The organism is Pseudomonas sp. Marseille-Q5299 (assembly GCF_943737035.1).
GTDB classification, from domain to species: domain Bacteria; phylum Pseudomonadota; class Gammaproteobacteria; order Pseudomonadales; family Pseudomonadaceae; genus Aquipseudomonas; species Aquipseudomonas putida_E.
Genome location: NZ_CALSFR010000007.1, coordinates 155,648 through 174,791, shown reverse-complemented (window position 1 = coordinate 174,791; position 19,144 = coordinate 155,648). Strand labels below are relative to the sequence as shown.

11 protein-coding genes are annotated in these 19,144 nt (G+C 63.3%); 2 read left to right on the top strand and 9 right to left on the bottom strand.

The annotated features are described in order from the left end of the window. Positions 1-18: 18 nt before the first annotated feature. Complete coding sequence (locus tag NGJ21_RS19905; RefSeq protein WP_046785958.1) at positions 19-444, bottom strand: VOC family protein; 426 nt, start codon at positions 442-444, stop codon at positions 19-21. Positions 445-509: 65 nt separating this feature from the next. Next, positions 510-1,436, bottom strand: a complete 927-nt coding sequence (locus NGJ21_RS19900) for an alpha/beta fold hydrolase (protein ID WP_115274586.1) — start codon at positions 1,434-1,436, stop codon at positions 510-512. Between the two features lie 184 nt (positions 1,437-1,620). On the opposite strand from NGJ21_RS19900, the gene NGJ21_RS19895 reads away from it, so the two are divergent. Beyond that, positions 1,621-6,498, top strand: coding sequence for an NEL-type E3 ubiquitin ligase domain-containing protein (locus NGJ21_RS19895; protein ID WP_251962555.1), 4,878 nt, complete (start codon positions 1,621-1,623; stop codon positions 6,496-6,498). A 7-nt stretch (positions 6,499-6,505) separates the two neighbouring features. On the opposite strand, the gene NGJ21_RS19890 is transcribed toward NGJ21_RS19895, so the two are convergent. Further along, complete coding sequence (locus NGJ21_RS19890) at positions 6,506-9,010, bottom strand: UvrD-helicase domain-containing protein (protein ID WP_251962554.1); 2,505 nt, start codon at positions 9,008-9,010, stop codon at positions 6,506-6,508. 186 nt (positions 9,011-9,196) lie between these two features. Here NGJ21_RS19890 and NGJ21_RS19885 point away from each other — a divergent pair, with 186 nt between their 5' ends. Then, positions 9,197-9,895 carry a pirin family protein gene (locus NGJ21_RS19885; protein WP_119687171.1) on the top strand — a complete coding sequence of 233 codons (699 nt, stop codon included), beginning with the start codon at positions 9,197-9,199 and terminating at the stop codon, positions 9,893-9,895. Positions 9,896-9,934: 39 nt separating this feature from the next. Here NGJ21_RS19885 and pgm read toward each other — a convergent pair whose 3' ends face one another. The 6 genes from pgm to NGJ21_RS19855 all read right to left on the bottom strand — a co-directional run bounded on the left by pgm (position 9,935) and on the right by NGJ21_RS19855 (position 18,954). Further along, positions 9,935-11,572 carry a phosphoglucomutase (alpha-D-glucose-1,6-bisphosphate-dependent) gene (gene pgm / locus NGJ21_RS19880; protein ID WP_125923730.1) on the bottom strand — a complete coding sequence of 546 codons (1,638 nt, stop codon included), beginning with the start codon at positions 11,570-11,572 and terminating at the stop codon, positions 9,935-9,937. 86 nt (positions 11,573-11,658) lie between these two features. After that, complete coding sequence (locus NGJ21_RS19875; protein WP_237858638.1) at positions 11,659-13,920, bottom strand: ATP-dependent DNA helicase; 2,262 nt, start codon at positions 13,918-13,920, stop codon at positions 11,659-11,661. Beyond that, positions 13,917-15,566: a VRR-NUC domain-containing protein gene (locus tag NGJ21_RS19870; RefSeq protein ID WP_251962553.1), complete on the bottom strand. Its 1,650-nt coding sequence runs from the start codon at positions 15,564-15,566 to the stop codon at positions 13,917-13,919. The genes NGJ21_RS19875 and NGJ21_RS19870 overlap by 4 nt, the downstream gene beginning before the upstream one ends. A gap of 112 nt (positions 15,567-15,678) precedes the next feature. Further along, the gene (locus tag NGJ21_RS19865; RefSeq protein WP_115274579.1) at positions 15,679-16,170 is read right to left on the bottom strand and encodes a GNAT family N-acetyltransferase; all 492 of its coding nucleotides are present in this window, start codon (positions 16,168-16,170) and stop codon (positions 15,679-15,681) included. A 62-nt stretch (positions 16,171-16,232) separates the two neighbouring features. Next, on the bottom strand, positions 16,233-17,579 hold the full coding sequence (locus NGJ21_RS19860; RefSeq protein ID WP_174141898.1) for an aminotransferase class I/II-fold pyridoxal phosphate-dependent enzyme: 1,347 nt from the start codon (positions 17,577-17,579) through the stop codon (positions 16,233-16,235). Then, the gene (locus NGJ21_RS19855; RefSeq protein ID WP_161870993.1) at positions 17,569-18,954 is read right to left on the bottom strand and encodes a hypothetical protein; all 1,386 of its coding nucleotides are present in this window, start codon (positions 18,952-18,954) and stop codon (positions 17,569-17,571) included. The genes NGJ21_RS19860 and NGJ21_RS19855 overlap by 11 nt, the downstream gene beginning before the upstream one ends. Between the last annotated feature and the right edge of the window lie 190 nt (positions 18,955-19,144).

Genomic DNA, 19,144 nt, shown 5'->3' with positions numbered 1-19,144 from the left:
CATTTCCTCACAGCCCGGTCATGCGCCCTGCTGCATTGGCACTGGCCCTTTGAGCTCGACCTGGTTGCCATCGGGGTCATAGCAGTATAGCGACAGCCCCTCGCCCTCGGCGCCATAGCGCACCTGGGCAGGCTCCACCGCCACGCCGGCCGCTTGCAGGTAGGCGGTCAGCGCTTGTTCATCGAACGGTTCTATACGCAGACAGAAGTGGTGAAGGTTACGCCCTTGAGCCCCGGGTGCAGCACCACCGGGGCGCCCAAGCGGGCCATCGAGGGTAACCAGGTCGATCATGGCCGTACCGGTTGCCAAATGGACCATCCCCAGGTCCTCGCGCTCCCTGCTGACCGTGCAGCCCAGCAGGTCACGGTAGAAGGCCACGCTGCGCTGCAGGTCGCTGACGCGCAGCACCAGGTGGTCGATGTGCTTGATGGCGAAGGGTCTCATGCCGGCGCTCCTTGAGGCGATTGCACAGAGGTCCCGGCCACCATAGCCCAGCAGCGCATCCCCCGCTACTCGTTCACCAGGCGCTGCAGCAGGCCGGCATCATGGCGGGCCAGGGTGCGCAGTATCTGCTCGACCACTGTTCGGTCCGGCGCTTCCAAGTGGAAGTGATGCCCACCTGGGTGCCAGGAGACCCGGGCATGGCTGGGCAGTGCAGCCTCGCGCTGCGCGAAGGCACCGCCAACAAACGCCCCCTGCCTGCCCAGCATGAGGTAAAGCGGGCAGCGGATTTCCCTGAGAAGGTCACACGCCTCGCGCTCGGTCAGTGGCATCGGCTCGGGCAACACCAGCCGTGGGTCATGGCGCCAGCAGTAGCCGTGCGCCAACTGCAGCAGGTCACGCATGGCCAGCAACCGTGCGGCGTCGTCGGCAAGTTCGCCATCGAGACGCTTGCGTCGCTGCTCCAGGGCAGTTTCCAGATCGTCGAAGCGGCTCCCGGCGACGTCGGCAAAGCCGTGCAACTGGCTGCGTTGCACCATACGCTTGAGCCGATAGGCACGGGCCAGGTGCTGCACGCGATCATCCTCGGCAACCGTGAACGGCGCTCCCATGCCGTCGAGGAAGGTCATACTGGCGATGCCGCTGGTCATGGCAGCCAGCAGCGAGGCAATGCCGGTGCCCATGCCATGGGCTAGCACATGAAACCGCACCAGCCCAAGGCTTTCGACCACCGCCAGCATGTCCTCGGCATGCTCCCACAGGTAGTAGCCGCTGTCGTGGCGCCGGTGATCGGAGCGACCGTGACCGACCAGGTCAGGGGCGACCACGAAGCAACCATCGAGCAACGGGCCCAGCCGCTCGAACGAGGCGGCATTGTCCAGCCAGCCGTGCAACGCCAGCACCGGTATACCGTCTTCGGCTCCCCACGTGCGTACCGCTATTTCAATACCGTCGAGGTCAAGCAGGTGATCCTTTGGACTGCATAGCGAACGCATCGCACTCTCCTTCGCTGAACACTGGCGCCATGCCTTCACCCCACCATCTCGCAGCGTGGCCTGCCTTGCTGGCCTCTTACCGACCCATGCATGCACGAGACCGACCCTTGCGGGCAACTATCTACCGCACGCCCGCTTCGCCAGCGGTGTCGACTACCGCCTCCACTCATACGAGGCTCATCCCATGCACAATGCGATTGCCCTGCACCAAGACCTGATCACTCAAGCCCTGCCCGAATGGGCCCGCACCCTGCATCCCACGCATGCCAGAGGCATCGTGCAACGCGCACGCGCGCCCTACGTGGATGAAGATGGCGCGCCTTACAGCTGGTATGCGACCGCGCAGCCAGAGCATCGTGAGCAGTTGCGCATGCTCATCGGGCGACGTGACAGCTGCGTTACCCAACTGAGCAACGCACTTGTGGGTTTCAAGGACATCACCACGTTCTGCAGCCCTTTGCTGAGCAGCCGGCTGGGTCTGAAAGTGGCCGTGGACAAGGCCCAGTACAACTTCCAGCCTTTCGAGACGGTCATCAACTACGGGCCGGGCACCGGCAGCCTGGAAGTACCGCTGGGTGCGCACCTGCAGGAAGAGACCTTTGTGACCCGCCCCGTAGGCCCTCGTCAGTCGCGCAGCTTGCTTGAAGCCGCCCTGCACAACTTCGAAGGCATCGAACAAGTCGGGCCTTACAGCGGGCTGACCTGCGCGCCCGGCGACGACACGCCCTTGGCCGGCTTGTCCCTGGCGCAATTCGTGCGGCATTGCCGCACACTGGACCTTGGCCAGCAATATCAGGATCACCTGCAGGCCATCTATGAAGGCCCGCACAAGGCGCAAATCAGTCAGCTGTCGATGCGGGCCAGCCAAGAGGAACTGCGCGTTCAGGCGTACATCGCCTCGCTCAAGGGCCTGCTGAGCGCAAAAGGCCTCGCCGCGATCAACGACCTGTGCAATGACGTACCTCAGCCCGCCTACGACGGCCATCGCCTGCATAGCTGGCGTTTGAGCCTGTTCGACATCCCGTTGCACGAGATGCTGTTCATCGGCGCCGATATACCGGATGCAATCACCCCCTGCATCGTCCACCTCCCGGGCGACGAAGAACACCCTGTGCGCGAATACCCCTCCCGTCAGGCTGCTGCCAAGCATTTCCGACAGCGGCTGCTGCACAGCACGTTCCGCGAAACCGTTATCGGGCTTGCCTATAAACGCGACCAGCCCATGCTGGCGGGCAAGCTACGGGACGCACTGTTCGAGATCGATGAGCAAGGCAGGCAACGGCCATGCAAGTCGCCGAGCTTTCACGTCTTGCCATCGCAAACAAGAACCGAGTTTTGGCCAACCCTTTACCTCGCCCACCTTGCCCGCCTCAAGGCCGACGCCAGGGTCCTGGCTGTCCCCACAGCCGATGTCGACGCCGAGGTTCATCAGAGGCACCTGCGGTACTGGCTAGATATGGGCATGAACGTGCTGAACATCGCCGCCTTCTTCGTGCCCGGCCTGAACGCGGTAATGACCGGCGTTTTCGCTTATCAACTGATGGATTCGGTGTTTACCGGCTTTGAGGCCTGGGAAGAAAGTGACACTGCACAAGCACTGGCCCAGGTTGAATCGTTGGTAATCAATGCTGCCGCGATCGCCGGTTTTGCCGGCGCAGCCAAGGTCATCAAAGCGTCAGGTTTCGTCGATGCCATGCAAGCGGTATGGCATGAAGACCGCCTGCAACTGTGGCATCCGGACATGGGCCCCTATGCCAGTCCGGTCACCCTGCCAACAGAAGGCCAGCCCGATGCACTTGGGCACTACGAGCTCGAGGGCAAACGCTACCTCATGCTGGAAGGCACGCCCTATGAAACGTTCCAGGATCCTGACCAGCAATGGCGCATCCGCCATCCCAGCGCCCCAGCAGCCTACGCGCCCCTGTTACATCATCAGGGTGACGGGCGCTGGCAACTGGCCCATGAGCAGCCTTTGCAATGGGACGATACGCAGTTGCTGCAGCGGCTTGGCCACTCAAGCCTGGGGCTCGACAGCAGCGAGCTGATCACGGCGATGCGCAGTACGGGTACAGACGCCAGTGTGCTGCGCCGCATGCATGCCAAAGGGCTGCGCCCGCCGGCTCTGCTGGAGGACATGCTGCTGCGCATACGCCTGGACAACGAGGTGCAGAACCTGATCCACCGTGTGCGGCACGGCCTCTCAATGGCGGCCTACAAGAACTATGCGCTGCCGGAACTGGTGCGCCTGCCAGGTTGGCCGCAGGATCACGTGCTCAAGGTATTCATCGGCCCCGAACCGTGGGGCGATGCGGTGCGGTATGGGGCGCTCGACACACCAGGCCAGATTGAAATCAGCATGACCCGCTCGGATCTGGAGAATGGTCAACTGGGCCATGCAGTCGTAACGCAGCTGGACGAGCGACACGTGCGAGCCATGCTCGGCGACCTGCCTTCCGACCTGTGGGCATCGGCCCTGAACACCAGGCTGGGTGAACAGCTGCAGAGCCAGCGCGAGGCGATATACCACAGTATGCTGCGCAACCATGCCCAGCCTGCAAGTGACGCGACACAGCCATTGCGCAGGCAGTTCCCCGGTGTACCACCTGGTGCCTTGGAAGAGGTCATCCAGGCGGCCAGCCATACCGAACGCGCACGCCTGGCAACTGGACGTGTGCCGTTACGGATAGCCGAAGAAGCGCGCCAGTTGCAAGCCCGCACACGGCTGGACCGCGCCATCATGGGCCTTTACCGCCCGCATTTGGCCAATAGCGACAGCCAGCAATTGACCGAAGGCCTGCTGGGCCAGCATCCGCAGGCAAGCGCCGCGCAACTGTTTGAGGTTGCGCTCGCCGACCGCGAAAACTGCGCCGCGCTGATTGGCCAGCAGCCCATCAAACCTGGCTACCGTTCACCTTTGCGCCTTGCCGCCGGCCGTATCGGCTACCCGCTCAGTGGCCGCGGTACCGGGCGCGCGACGCAGCGCCTGCGCGCGCTCTACCCAGAGCTCGACCACAGAGAACTCGGCACGTTGCAATCCGAACTGGCCCAGGCGGGCAACCTGGGTATTCAGATCAGCCGACTGGAAGCCGAGCAACGCACCTTGCGCCAGGACCTGCACAGGTGGGTTGGCGGCGCGAATGAGCTGGACGAGCGGTTCGATCGCTCACACTTTGCCGAGCGGATGCTGGCCGCCTGGGGCCGTGAAGGTGGCGCTGCCCGCGAGACGCTGACGCTGGACCGCATGCAGTTACGCACGCTGCCAACGCTCACGGCACGCTTGCCACATGTTCGCACCCTTACACTGGAAGGGCTCAGGCTCGAGCGCCTGGAAGGGGATTTTCTGTCATGCTTTCCTGGCCTGCGCACACTCGAGGTGGCCGGCAACCCGGACATGGACGCCGAGGCCTTGTTCCAGGCACTGAAATCGGCACCTGGACTACAAACGCTCAAGCTGAACGGCAATGCTTTGCCGGCCCTCTCGCCCCTGGCTCATGAGGCCCTGGCGGCCATGCCCGGCCTGCGCAACCTCAACCTGCGCAGAAACCGGCTGCAGCTGGACGCTGCCAGCCTCGTCTTGCTGGCTGGCTTACGGCTGGATGTACTGAACCTGGGCAGCAATGCCATTACCCTCGACCAAACCCTGGCCTCGGCCTTCCAGGCCATGATCCATCCCCAGGAACTGCTGCTGGATTTCAACACACTGGGCCATGCTCCCGACGTCAGCTATATGGGCCGCCTGCGCACCCTGAACCTGAACAACTGCGACCTGCGGCAATGGCCAGAGGGGTTGACGCGGCTGATGAGCCAACATCAGTACCAACTGCGTCACCTGGACTTGTCATTCAACCGCATTCGCACCCTGCCCAATCTCGCGGACATCCTGCGCACCCCGTTCGCCCGGGACGTCGCTGCGCGAGCACCCGAGCGGCGCTGGCACCTCAATTACAACACGCTTGAAGCGCAAACCCGTGCGCAACTGCGCGCCAGCGGCGTCCAGGTCTTTGAACACGCACCCGATATGCCTGAATGGCAGACACTGTGGCGCAGTACCGCCTCCACCCACCAGGACCAGCTTTGGACCGATCTGTTCGACCAGGGGGAAAACGGTGAATTGCTGGGGATTCTCGAACGCCTGGTACAGTCAGCCGAGGCGCGGCATGAGCCAGACAGCCTGAGCCGCCGAGTCTGGGCCCTGCTGGAGAAAGCCGGCCGGGACACGGCACTGCGCGAAAGGCTTGCCGACGTGGCGCATGCGTATCCGCCAACCTGCGGTGACGCAGGTGCCGACGCCTTCAGCGCACTGGAGATCGAAGTGCTGGCGCACGAAGCCGCAGGCCATACCGGCGAGCAGGCCAAGACCCTGCTCGCGCTATACCGCAAGCTCTATCGCCGGGACATCGTCAACGAACTGGCCGACCGCATCAGCCTGAGAAGGACATTGCGCAAGCAGGCGCTGCAAGAGGGTATGTTCGATGCGGATCTGCCACAGTACGACTCACTGGATGATCCGGCCGCGTTTCCTGACGTCGAACTGGAAACCGGGCTGGTCGACGATATAGAAGTCCGCCTCGCCTTGCGTCAGTCCCTTGCAACCCGGCTGGACTTCCCTGAACCCAGCCGCGGCATGCTCTACCGGGACACGGCCAGGATCAACAGCACCATCATCGAGAAGGTACACAGCGCAGTGCTTGCCCAGGATGCCAGAACCGATACTCGGCAGGCTTGGATACTTGGGCAGGCCGGCTGGGTGCACTACCTCAAGCGTCACAATGCCGAAGCATTCAGCCTGCTCACCGATTTCTGGCGAGTGGGCCATGACTACCTGTTCCATTGCCTGGACGGCAGCCATGAACCGGTAGCCCGCCTGGACAGCTCGGTACTTGAAGCCCTGTTGCCTGTGCTGCCGCAGAACCCGCTGGACGAAAACGGACTGCTGCGGCGTGTGCCGCTCAATGACGGCCAGTTCGACCACGCCATGCGCGCCTTGAACGAGGAGCAGCAAAAGGTCGAGCACGGCCTGCTGCTCAGCCTCACCCGGCAGGCCGAAACCCTCGCTGGCTAAGCCGCGATCATTGGCCGCGCAAGTCTTCGAAGAAGGCCTGCCGGCCATCCACCTGGCTCGAAGCCCGTGGCGCAGCGGCCGCTTCGCCGCTGGCTGCCTCGACATGCCAATAGCAGTGTCTGGCGGCGCGCGTGACCGCCACGTAGGCCAGGCGCTGTACCTCTTCCTTCTGCGCTGTATCGAACGGCTGGGCATCACCGGCCCGGCCAAGGCCGGCCTGGCGATACACCTGGTTCTTGTACGGCGAGCTGGTCAGGTACTGGCAGTCGCCGAGCATGAACACTGCATCGGCCTGCAGCCCCTTGGCGCTGTGGTACGTCAGCTGACGCAGACGCCTTTGTTCGGGCGGCAATGCCGCTTCGCCTTGCAGTACGCTGGCCAGATGCTCGCTCATCAAGGCTTTATCGGCGCCCTTGCGGTACAGCATCATCACCGATTCGCCACGCTGGTAATGCTCGATCAGCGTCTGGCCAAGCACCGCTTCGTCACGTTCGCACACCTTGACTGCCGACACCGGCAACTCGGCAGCAGGGCCCGCGGCCCGGGCCTTCTTGCCAGTGATCGATGGCGCTCCCTTGACCAGATGCTCGGCAGCATCGATGACCAGTTGCTGACAACGGTAATTGTCGACCAGCATCACCCGGGTATTGGCCGGCGAAGGGAAGGTCTTGGTGAACTCCATGAAGTACTTGGGCGAACTGCCACGCCAGCCATAGATCGACTGCCAATCGTCACCCACACACAGCAGCGAAGAGTACTGGGCGTTACGGCCGGTGTGCATGGCCGCTCCGCGGCGGCGGATCTCCGCGAGGCTGGCGCGTAGCCAGCTGACGATCTGCGGCGATACATCCTGGAATTCGTCGATCATCAGATGCGCCAACGGCCTGAGCATCGGGTCTGGCAGCAATTGCAGGTTCTCCGGGTTGTTCTCACCGAACAGGGCGAACATGCGGTTGTAGCTCATCACCGGCGGCGACTGGTTGAGCAGGTGCGCCTCGAGGGCTTTCCAGTACAGTGCCAGGGCCTCGAAGAACAAGGCATCGCTGTCACCGGACGGGAAACTCATCGCCGCCACGGCGCTGTTGACCTCAAGGCCCAGGTTTTCGATGAAGTTGGCGGCACCGACGAAAGCATCGAGCAACGGTGCCGGGGCCAACTCGCCCTTGACCTTGTATTCGAACCCAGGGCCCGCGACCGCGTCGCCTGCCAGCGAGGCGGCCAGGCGCCGGGCCATGGCATAGTTGTCCAGCCAGATCAGCGGCCTGTCGCAGAACGCCTGCAGCAACGTGCGCTTGACCGCCCACTCGGCGCGCACCGCAAGCTTGGCCCCCGGGCGCTGGTACTGTGTGCTTTCCGACGGGTCGAAACCAAGCACAACCCAGGCATCCAGGCCTTCCAGACGGCCATGCACATGGAAGCGGCTGCCCCGGATGTCGACCGTTTCACGGCACGGCTCAATGCCCTTGATCGGCCAAACGCCCGCCGCGAACCACAGGTCCTCGATCACGTCGCACAGCTCTTCGTCGCGCTGGGCAGCCAGTTGCGTCACCTGCACGCGCTTCTGCACATCGGGGTGGTCCGGGTCCAGCGGTTTGAGCTGCAGGGCTTCACGTCGCAGGGTCGCGATGATTTCGGCAAAGCGCGGGTTTTCGGCGAGCAGGTCGCGATAGCAAAGGTTGAGCTGCTGGCGCTGGGCGTCGTTCAGGCGCAGGTCAAACGGGTTGCTCTCGGCCTCCGCCTCACGCCCCTCTGGCATGTCGTTGCCCAGGGTCTCGAATGCTCGCACCTGGCCGAAACCCGGCAGGCTGCGGACCAGCGGCAAGATGCGCGAGTGGAAGGTACGTACCAGCTCGCGCGCGCGCGCCGGTGGCAGGTCGAGCTGCCAAAGCGAGAACACTTGCACCAGGCGCTTGATGAAGTCCTTGCGCGATTCACGGGTGAAAGTGACCACCGTCATCGCGTCCAGCTCATAGCCCAGGTAATGGCGTAGCAGCAGGATGCGCAGCACCAGCGAAGTGGACTTACCAGCCCCAGCCCCGGCCACCACGCAAGTGGACGGCGTATCACTGAATATCAGCTTCCACTGGGCGGCACTGGGCTGTGCCTCGGCGGGCAGGCGCTGGGCTACATCGGCCTTGAAGCGCTTCTTGAGCTCAGTGGTCAGTGGTAGGCGCCAGTCGTCGAACAACCGGTCATCCTGACCGGGTACGGCGGCGGCATCAGGGCGTGAATCGCGAATCACCAGTACCTGGCGCCCCGCCTCGTAGCCTTCCACCCGTCCACGCTCGAAACCTTCGCGCACGCCATCAGCGTGGCCGCTGCGCTGGCCGGTGGCATACCCCAGGAACCAGGAGTCGCGGTGTTGCGCCTGCAAGCGGCTCAGCCCACGGCCCAAAAGCCGTGCAGCCAGGCGGCGAAGCCAGGGCAATTGTGCGGGCGGGGTCAGTTCGGCAGGGGCCTGGGGTTGCTCGTGGGCCACGGTCACTCCGTTGAAAATCGAATCAGCGTGCATGTTCGCCGCATCGGCAAAAAATCGCCAGCGAATGCTTGCAGATCAGTGGATTAGGCGATGAATCGCACAATTCACATTGCCCAGAACAATCTAATTAAACGATGATAATTAGCCGATATTTACGCTTATTTTCGATCTTTCTTTGAAGCATCATGAGCCCATTCCACCCATTCAAGGAGCACGATCATGCTGCAACTGCGACCTTTCGAAGGCCTTGGCCACGCCAACCACGGCTGGCTCGACGCCCATCACCATTTCTCGTTTGCCGAATACCATGACCCGGCGCGTATGCACTGGGGCAACCTGCGGGTATGGAACGATGACCTGATCGCCGCCGGCAGCGGGTTCCCACCGCATCCACACCGCGACATGGAAATCATCACCTATGTGCGTGAAGGCGCCATCACTCACCAGGACAGCCTGGGCAACAAAGGCCGCACCGAGGCCGGCGATGTACAGGTCATGAGTGCCGGTACCGGCATCGTGCACAGCGAGTACAACCTGGAAGACGTCGATACCCGTATTTTCCAGATCTGGATCGTGCCGGAACGCGTTGGCGATGCACCGTCATGGGGGACCAGGCCGTTCCCCAAAGGCGAACGCGGTGAAGGCTTCGTGACCCTGGCCAGCGGCCGGGCGGGCGATGAGCAAAGCTTGCAGATCCGCACCGATGCGCGTCTGGTAGCGGCAACCCTGCGGGCAGGCGAAACGGCCGAGTACCGCTTCGATGCAGGGCGTCGAGGGTATCTGGTGCCGGCCAAGGGCCTGGTCGAGGTCAATGGGCTGCGGGCCAAAGGCCGCGATGGCGTGGCGATCGAGCAGGAAGACGTGCTGCGGGTGACCGCAATCGAGGACAGTGAGATCGTGCTGGTCGATGTGGCTTGAACAAGCAGGGCCGCGCTGCGGCCCTGCTTCACAGGTCAATCAGGCAATCGCGGCATCCACCAGTACCTGCGCCTCTGCCACCAGGCGTTGCAGGTGCGCCTCGTCGATAAAGCTCTCGGCGTAGATCTTGTAGATGTCCTCGGTGCCCGAAGGCCGCGCGGCAAACCAGCCGTTGGCGGTCATCACCTTCAGGCCCCCGATGGCCTGGCCATTGCCGGGCGCGTGGCTGAGGATCTGCTCGATGGGCTCTCCAGCCAGCTCGGTCGACTTGACCTGCTCCGGCGCCAACTTGCTCAGCAATGCCTTCTGCCGCGCATCGGCCTTCGCTTCCACACGGGTAGCGAACGGCTTGCCCAGCGCCGCCGTGAGGTCGGCATAGGCCTGGCTTGGATTACGGCCGGTGCGTGCAGTCATCTCGGCGGCCAGCAGCGCCGGAATCAAGCCATCCTTGTCGGTAGCCCAGACCGTACCGTCCTTGCGCAGGAACGAGGCGCCGGCGCTTTCTTCGCCGCCAAAGCCCAACGAGCCGTCGAACAGCCCTTGGGCAAAGTACTTGAAGCCCACCGGCACTTCATACAACTCACGGCCCAGACGCGCGGTAACACGGTCGATCAGGCCGCTGGACACCACCGTCTTGCCCACGGCAGCGTCACTGCGCCACTGCGGACGGTGGCGGTACAGGTAGTCGATGGCCACGGCCAGGTAGTTGTTTGGCTGCAACAGGCCATCGGCGGTGACGATCCCATGGCGGTCGTGGTCCGGGTCGCAGGCAAACGCCACATCGAAGCGCTCGCGCAGGCCGATCAGGCCTTGCATGGCGTATGGCGACGAAGGGTCCATGCGGATCTGGCCGTCCCAGTCGACGGTCATGAAGCGGAAGGTCGGGTCGACCTCGGTGTTGACCACTTCCAGGTTCAGCTTGTAGTGCTCGGCGATCGCCGACCAGTAACGCACCCCTGCCCCACCCAGCGGGTCAACGCCCAGGCGCAGGTTGGCGCTGCGGATGACGTCGAAGTCGATGACGTTTTCCAGGTCGGCAACGTAGTGGCTGACATAGTCGTGGCGCTGGGTGGTCGGGGCCTGGAGGGCCTGCGCATGGTCCATGCGCTTGACGCCGGCAAGGCCTGCGGCCAGCAGTTCGTTGGCCTTGGCCTCGACCCACTTGGTCACATCGCTGTCAGCCGGGCCACCGTTGGGCGGGTTGTATTTGAAGCCACCGCTCTGCGGCGGGTTGTGCGAGGGGGTGATGACGATGCCATCGGCCAGCCCGCCATCGCGGCCACGGTTGTAGCACAGGATGGCGTGGGACACCGCAGGCGTCGGGGTGTATTCATCGTCCTTGGACAGCATTACCTGCACGCCATTGGCGGCCAGCACTTCCAGGGCACTGGCGGCTGCCGGCGCGGACAGCGCGTGGGTATCGGCACCGATGAACAACGGGCCGTCGATGCCCTTTTCCTGGCGGTACAGGCAGATGGCCTGGGTGATCGCCAGCACGTGGTCTTCGTTGAAACTCAGGTCGAACGAACTGCCCCGGTGGCCCGAGGTGCCGAAGGCCACGCGCTGGGCCGCTACGGCAGCGTCGGGGCGGCCGGTGTAGTAAGCGGTGAGCAGGCGGGGGATATCGACCAGCACGCTGGCCGGAGCCGGCTTGCCTGCCAAAGGACTGAGCGTCATGCAGAAACCTCGAGTTCAACGGATGTTGGAGTTGGAACACGCAGTGTACTGGGAGTTGCAACGAGGTGCGAAGGCCTTGCCGAGGATTATTCGCGGGCTATCTGCCACCAGCTGGGGAACATCTGCTGCACATGCGGCTCGGCGAAGCGCTGATCGATCAACACCAGCACGCCGCGGTCCTGATCGCCGCGAATCACCCGGCCTGCAGCCTGGATCACCTTGCGTACGCCGGGGTACAGGTAGACGTAGTCGAAACCAGCGCCGAACTGGCGGCCCAGCCGCTGTTTGAACTGTTCGTTGACCGGGTTGACCTGGGGTAACCCGAGGGTGGCGACGAATGCACCGATCAGCCGGGTACCCGGTAGATCGACGCCTTCGCCAAAAGCCCCGCCCAGCACGGCAAAGCCAACGCCCTGCCCGTCGGCGGCAAAGCGTGCCAGAAAGGCCTGACGCGCGGCTTCGTCCATGCCCGGCGCCTGGGCCCAGGCTGCTATCGCCGGGTGCTGCTCGGTCAGCAGCGCATGCACTTGCTGCAAGTATTCGAAACTGCTGAAGAACGCCAGGTAGTTGCCGGGTTGGCGCTGGTACTGCTCGGCGATCAGCGCAACGATCGGTGCCAGCGAGGCCTGACGTTCGTGATAACGGGTAGAGACCTGGCTGGCGATGCGCACTTCGAGCTGTTCGGCGCGAAACGGCGCCGCCACTTCAAGCCAGGCTGTATCCGGTGGCATGCCGAGCAGGTCGGTGTAGAAATGCCGGGGGCTGAGCGTAGCTGAGAACAACGTCACGCTGCGCGCTGCCTGCATGCGCGGGCCGAGCAGTTTGGCGGGCGTTACGTTACGCAGGCACAAGGTGGCCAGGCGCCGCTGGCGCGGGCCTTCGCGCAGGCTCACATCGAACAGGAAATGCTCATCGAACAGCTCGGCAACCCGGTTGAACTGCAGCGCCTGAAAATAGAACTGCAGGATGTGTGTATCCACTTCGACGGGCGACTCGTTCAAGCGTTCCTGGATCAGCCCGATGCATTGCTGCAGCGCACGTAGAAAGGCGTCCGGCAACTGCTCGGTGGCCAGATAAGGCGCTCGCTGCGCCTTGTACAAGGCATTCCATTGGCGGTTCAGCCGGTCCAGCACGCTGGCCAGCCCTGGCGGTTTGCGCTGGCGCAGCGCCAGCAACTGCCCCTGGTCGAGGCTGGCGCTGTACATGCCGCGGCCACGCTCCACCAGGTTATGAGCCTCGTCGACCAGCACCGCAACGCGCCATTGGTTGGCCTGTGTCAGGCCGAACAGCAGGGCATGAGCGTCAAAGTAATAGTTGTAGTCGGCCACCAGTACATCGACCCAGCGCGCCATTTCCTGCCCCAGGTAGTACGGGCAGACCTGGTGTTGCAGGGCCACCTCGCGCAGGTTCGCGCGGTCCAGCAACGGCAACCGGGCAGCAGCCTCACGCGCCGCCGGCAGGCGGTCGTAGAAGCCATGGGCCAATGGGCAGGCGTCGCCATGGCAGGCTTTGTCGGGGTGCTCGCAGGCCTTGTCGCGGGCAATCAGCTCCAGAGTGCGCAGCGCGGGCTGCGGCGTGGCCCGGGTAATCTGTTGCAGGGCATCCAGCGCCAGTGCTCGGCCTGGGGTCTTGGCGGTCAGGAAAAACACTTTGTCGAGTTGTTGCGGCACCATGGCCTTGAGCAACGGGAACAGCGTGCCGAGGGTCTTGCCGATACCGGTGCTGGCCTGGGCCATCAGGCAGCGCCCGGTGCTGACCGCCTTGTACAGGGTTTCGGCCAGTTGCCGCTGGCCTTGGCGAAACTGCGGGTAAGGAAAGCCCAGGCTCTGCAGCCCGCGGTCACGCTCGGCCAGGCGCTGCGTTTGCCCTTGGGCCCAGGCCAGAAAACACAGGCATTGGGTTTCGAAAAAAGCTTGCAGCTCGACGGCGCTGTAATGCTCGCTGATCAAGGTCTGGCCGTCGTTGTCCACGTTCAGGTAAACCAGCGCCACCTCGATGGCGGGCAACTGCCGCGCCTGGCACAGCAGCCAGGCATAGACCTTGGCCTGCGCCCAGTGCAGTTGGCGATGATTGGCCGGTTGGCGGGCCAGGTCACCACGGTAGGTCTTGATCTCTTCAAGACGGTTTGCGGCGGGGTCATAACCGTCGGCGCGGCCGCGCACCTGCAAGCCCTGATAAGCGCCTTCGAGTGCGACCTCCGCCTCGTACCCGGCGGCCCGCCTGGCCACCACCCGGCGATGGCCCTCGATGCCCTCCTGGGCAGTGGGCGACGGCGTGAAGCGCAGGTCGAGGTCACCGGCCTTGGCAGTGAACTCACACAAAGCGCGCACCGCCACGCGATAGCTCACTCGCCCTCGCTCCAGCGCACATGACAGACAGCCACCGGCAAGCCGTGCTCGGCGCAGAATTCCAGCCACCGCAACTGGTTGTCCTGAAGGCGGTCGCCCGGGCCTTTGACCTCGACCATGCGGTAACGCCCCTGCTCCGGCCAGAACTGAATCAGGTCAGGCATGCCGGTGCGGTTGTTACGTATGTCCTGCAACAGGCGCAGGAAACACTGCTTGAGGTGCGCCGCGGACAGGCAGGCCAATGCCTGCACGAGCAAGGCATGGTTGAGCATCTGCCAGAACACGAACGGCGATTGCAGCCCTTGCTTGGCGGCATAGCAGTCGAGGATGGCCTGCTGATGCGAGCCGTCGTCGAGCCGGCCCAGACAAGCATCGAACTGTACGGCGCGCCGCTGCTGGAAGTCGCAGTCGTGCAGGTCTTGCGGTGCAGCCTGGAAGGGGTTGAAGAACGCGCCGGGAATCGGGGCGAAGATCGCGTCCCAGCACAACAGCCCGAACAGGCTGGTGAGCAGCGTGTTCTCGACGTAGTGAACCTGCCCGCCTGCTTGCGCCAGGTGCTGCCGAACAGCCTCCTCGACACCCAACGCGGCCTGCTCGCGAGGCAGCTCGAGCTCGATCACCTGCGCGGGTGTGGCACGCCGCCGGCGCTGCGCCGGCCCGCCTAGTTTGCGCACCAGGCGCGGCACCATGCGCTCAAGCGCCTGCACTTCCAGGGCATTGGCAGGCGTTTGGGCCAGGTGCAGGGCCAGGGCATGCGCCTCTTGCCAGCGCTCGCTGCGCTCCAGCACCCGCACCTGGCGGATGCGCGCTTGGGCATGGCTGCTCTGGGCATACACCGTCAATGCCAGGTCCCAGTCGCCAAGGCGCTCGCACTGCTGGCCCAGGGCAAACAGCAAGCGCGCGTGACGGCGGGCCAGCCAGGGGTTGTCGCTGCGCCAGCCCGCCAACGCCTGAAGGATCGACGCAGGTGCCTCAGCCAACTCCAGACGCTCGGCGCACTGGTGCAAAGCCATGGCCAGATCAACGTCGCTGCGCTGCTGCAAGGCACGCGAGGCGGGGCTGAATGGCACTTGCTCGAAACGCAGCACGCCCAGGTCGGCAAGGACAAAATCGGACCAGTCCTGGTACAGGTTGCCAAAGAACAGCAGGCGCATGCGATCGCACAGCGGCTGCAGGCACCACTGCACGATGCCCACCGGGGCACTGACGAACCAATCGGACAGTGACCTGGGCGCCAGCTCCAAGGCTTGAAGTTGCGCGAGCAGATCGCTTTTGGCCGCACGCGGTCGGCTCAGAAGGCCTGCAAAACCGCTGGCCAGTTCCTCCTTGCGCAGCAGGGCGAACAACTGTTCCAGGCTCAACTGCTCGGGTTCACGCACCCAGCCCAACGCCTGCAGTGGCTGCAAGGCCGCATGCGTATCGCCGATCTCGGCATAGTCCAGCCGGTCACTGCGAAACAGCTCGCCCTTGCGCATCACCATGCGCACCAGCAGCGCCTGGGCTGGCTCTTCGATCCTGGCAAATGCATGGATGAAAGCCAGCTCCTGGGTATCGAGCAGGTCGGCATAGCGGTGTTCGACCCACAGCAGCACCTGGCGGAAGTTATGCAGGTAGTAGAGCGGGTCGTCGACGGAATGGGCGATCACAGGGCGGGGTCGGGCAGCAGGAACGGACACTGTTTATACATACAGATAACGCCTGCTGGCAAGCCCCGTGGGTCAGGCTGGCAAACAACCGACCAATGGCGCTTGAGCCACGTCAGAGCGCCATGACCATCTCATGCCAGGCCATGCCGCCGTGGTCCGAAGGCGATGGCTTCACGTACTGGTAGCCCATCTTGCGGTACAACTCGACGTGCTGCTGCTTGCACATCAGGTGGATGGTGCGCTTCTCGAGCGCAGCCATCCGCTGCACGAACGTATTCATCAGCAATTTCGCGTAACCCTTGCCCTGACAAGCCGGGTCCACCACGACGGACATGATCACCACATTCGCGGCCGCCGGGTCATGGCCTACCAGCTCCTTGAAGGCCTCATCGGACATCACCACCTCGTGGGCACAGCCACTGTTGATGAAGCCCACGACCTTGCCGTCGACCTCAAGCAGGAGGAAACCCTCTGGGTACTGCGCGATACGGGTGCGGATCTTTTCAAGGGTCGCGGCTTCATCCCCCTCGTACGCGCCAATTTCAATCTCGTAGCAGCGTTCGGCATCCTGGGGAACAGGTTGGCGAAAATGTGGGGTGCCCATGCAGAGGCTCCTGAATATGAATGAACAGGGCGCCATGATACGTGACACGCCAGGGCTGGCGATCAGCTTTTGCTGCCAGCCTGCCGTCCTCGACGCGGCGCCAGCACCTGTTTCAACCGGTAGAGCGCCTCGCTCAGCGCTTCTGGTCGGTCGCCTGCCCAGGTGAGCGCCAGGTAGTGCTGATAACGCCCCTGCACGCTGAACCGCGCACCTGCCAGTACTTGCAAGGCCGGACCAGACAAAGCTGGCGAAACGCGATCCAAGGCGATTGGCTCAAGCATGCGCACCCACAGGACATACCCCCCGTCAGGCATGTCAAAGGCCAGCTTCCCGCCCAGGCAAACATTGAGTTGATGGCATAAATGCTCCATACGCTTGCGCAGCTCCAGCCGACGTCGGCTCAATTGCCCGTCGACCTCGCCGTTGCTGAGCATCTGCGCCAAGGCCTGCTGACGCACAGGAGGTAGCTGGAAGGCTCGTCGGGAAAACCTTTCGCCAAGGGTGCCATGCAGGCCCAGCACATACGCATAGGGGGCCTCGGCACCGACCAACGCTTGCAGCGACCCCAGCACCAACAGCCACCGCTGGTCGACCCAGTCACGCAAACGTGCCCCCGGAGGGGTGTCGAAACAGTGCTCGCTGTCCAGATCGTTTTCCAGCAGCCAGACAGGATGCGAGGCCAGCAAATGGGCAATCTGCCGCTGGTCCTGTTGCGACATCAACCGCCCCGTAGGCATGCCAAGGCATGACGGCATGACCATCATGCGCACCGACTCACGCCCCAACAAGCGAGCCAGGCTGCCGAGGTCAGGGCTGCCGTGGTTGTCGACGGGCATCTCCAGCACATGCAAGCCAAAGCGCTGCAAAACCCTCAGCAAACGCCAGCAGCACGGCGATGCGACCAGCACCGTGCTGCCATGCAACGCCAATGCTTCGAGCAGCGTTTCCAGCAAAGCCTGCATGTCGGGCCCCAGGTGCACATCTTCAGCACGCCAGGATTGCCGGGACGATCGAGTGTAACGTTCGGCCAATACATGCCGCAGGCGAACCTCTCCCGAGCTCTGGGTACCGGGCAATGAACGTGCACGCTGTCGCGCCAGCCGTCTTTCGTGAGCGAACAACGCACGCTCCATCGCCGGATGCGCCAGCATGGCCTGGTCCGACTCTGCAGTGGCCGTCACGCCGGTGATGGCACCGGCCGGCACAAAGTACCCGGATTTAGGCACCGACAGCACCCGCCCTTCATGTTCCAACAACCCGTAGGCTGTTTGTACAGTGGCCAGTGAAACGCGCAGGTGCCGCGACAGGGCACGCAGTGAGGGCAAACGGCGCTCCCCTCCCCGCGCGGCCTCATCGATAAGCGCTTGCAGATATCGATACACCGACTGGTAAGCGAATTCACGCCCCATCAGGTAAGCCCCCACAGGCAGTCAAACCAGCAGCGGGCCGGCAGGCCAGTAACGCCAGATGCACATCACGCCGTGCCAGGTTTGCCAGCAAGGGCCAGGCGCTGTGATGCAAACGCCCTTCGTAAATAGCTCGCAATTGAGCAAGGGACAAACCACTGATGTTTACCAACCAATCCTTGACGGGATCGGGACAAGGTTTGCCCTGCATGACGCGATGCAGATAAGGCAGTGCCACCAGCATATCGGCGTGGCAGCATTGCAGAAAGCGCTCCAACCTGCGCCCCTTGTTGGCGAATGGGCTGTGGAACATGCAAACGAGCTGAGTGTGCTCAAGGCCATAGGCCTTGGCAAAACGGCTTTGCTGCGATGCCTGTGCTAGCGCCCTTTCGCAATGCAGACGCGGCGCCGGGCCTGACTCAACAGGAGCATTGCAGCGCGACCGCAGCTCATGCAACTGGGCCAACGCCAGCGGGTCGAGAAAACTGGCCAGTGGCATGGCCTTCTGCACAGGCTCGAAGTGGCACTCCATCATCAAGTCCAGCTCACCTTCACTCAGTAGCTGGGGCAACAGGTCGTCGAGGGTAATCAGCCTGACCGGAAGGTCCGAGTGACGCTCGGTAACCGGTTTTTCCGGCTCGCCAAGCGAAGTGCCGGCAGTGTTGTGCAACTGACTCAACCGCTCGGCAAGCGTCGCCATGCACTGATGCAGGTTCGCCCTCCCTCCGTCACCGGCCTGGCGCAGCCCCCTGCGGGCCCACGCCAGGTAACGCAGGCGCTGTCGCGCAGGCATGGCGGTGACCATTGCATCGACTGCCGGCTGGCCGTCAAGCGCCAGACACAGCGCTGCACCCAGTTCCAGGTGCATGCGACTGCCCAAAAGTGCTTCGGGCCGCGCATCGACAAGATGGCCGAACACAAGCAAGGCGTCGCGCGCCAGCGCCCAGGGTTCGACCGCCAGATAGGGCCTTCGGCTGAACGAAACCACCTGCCCGGCTTCGAGCATCTGGAGCTGCACCCGTGGATCGTCATGCAGAAACAAGGTACTGAACACACGCTCATGTTGCTCAAGAAGCGCGTTGCTGGCCGCAGGTAAGCACACCGCCACTACCTGCAACTGAAAGGTGACAGGTGCACGCTGGGCAATGCTCAACTGGGCCGCACGCAAGACCGCCAGCAGCCGGGCGCTATGGCAGTCTGCGCCTAGCAGCACGAGCAACCTGAACGTACCGATATATTCCGGGCCACCTGCGGCTACCAGCAAACGCTGGACCAACAGCTGCAAAGAGGCGCGCTGGACCTGGGACATATGGCCCAACACGCGATCCAGCACCTGTTGGTAAATATGGTGCATAGCTTGGTCGTGGATATTGCTCACATGTCACCTCACTACTTCATTCTTTCCACCGCCAACAATGCACTTTTTCATGAATCAATAGGTGGCGAATCAAGCCTGAAGAAATTTCCTACAAAACTTTAAGAGAAATTGAAGTGACGAATTACTGTCGCCATGCCATTGAGAGAAATGAACCCCTGCGTGAGCCCTCCGCCGCGCCAAAACACCAGAA

Bases quoted from the DNA above. Each gene is read 5' to 3' on its own strand.
- NGJ21_RS19905 (WP_046785958.1), bottom strand. From the start codon at position 444: ATGAGACCCTTCGCCATCAAGCACATCGACCACCTGGTGCTGCGCGTC.
- NGJ21_RS19900 (WP_115274586.1), bottom strand. From the start codon at position 1,436: ATGCGTTCGCTATGCAGTCCAAAGGATCACCTGCTTGACCTCGACGGT.
- NGJ21_RS19895 (WP_251962555.1), top strand. From the start codon at position 1,621: ATGCACAATGCGATTGCCCTGCACCAAGACCTGATCACTCAAGCCCTG.
- NGJ21_RS19890 (WP_251962554.1), bottom strand. From the start codon at position 9,010: ATGCACGCTGATTCGATTTTCAACGGAGTGACCGTGGCCCACGAGCAA.
- NGJ21_RS19885 (WP_119687171.1), top strand. From the start codon at position 9,197: ATGCTGCAACTGCGACCTTTCGAAGGCCTTGGCCACGCCAACCACGGC.
- pgm (WP_125923730.1), bottom strand. From the start codon at position 11,572: ATGACGCTCAGTCCTTTGGCAGGCAAGCCGGCTCCGGCCAGCGTGCTG.
- NGJ21_RS19865 (WP_115274579.1), bottom strand. From the start codon at position 16,170: ATGGGCACCCCACATTTTCGCCAACCTGTTCCCCAGGATGCCGAACGC.
- NGJ21_RS19860 (WP_174141898.1), bottom strand. From the start codon at position 17,579: ATGGGGCGTGAATTCGCTTACCAGTCGGTGTATCGATATCTGCAAGCG.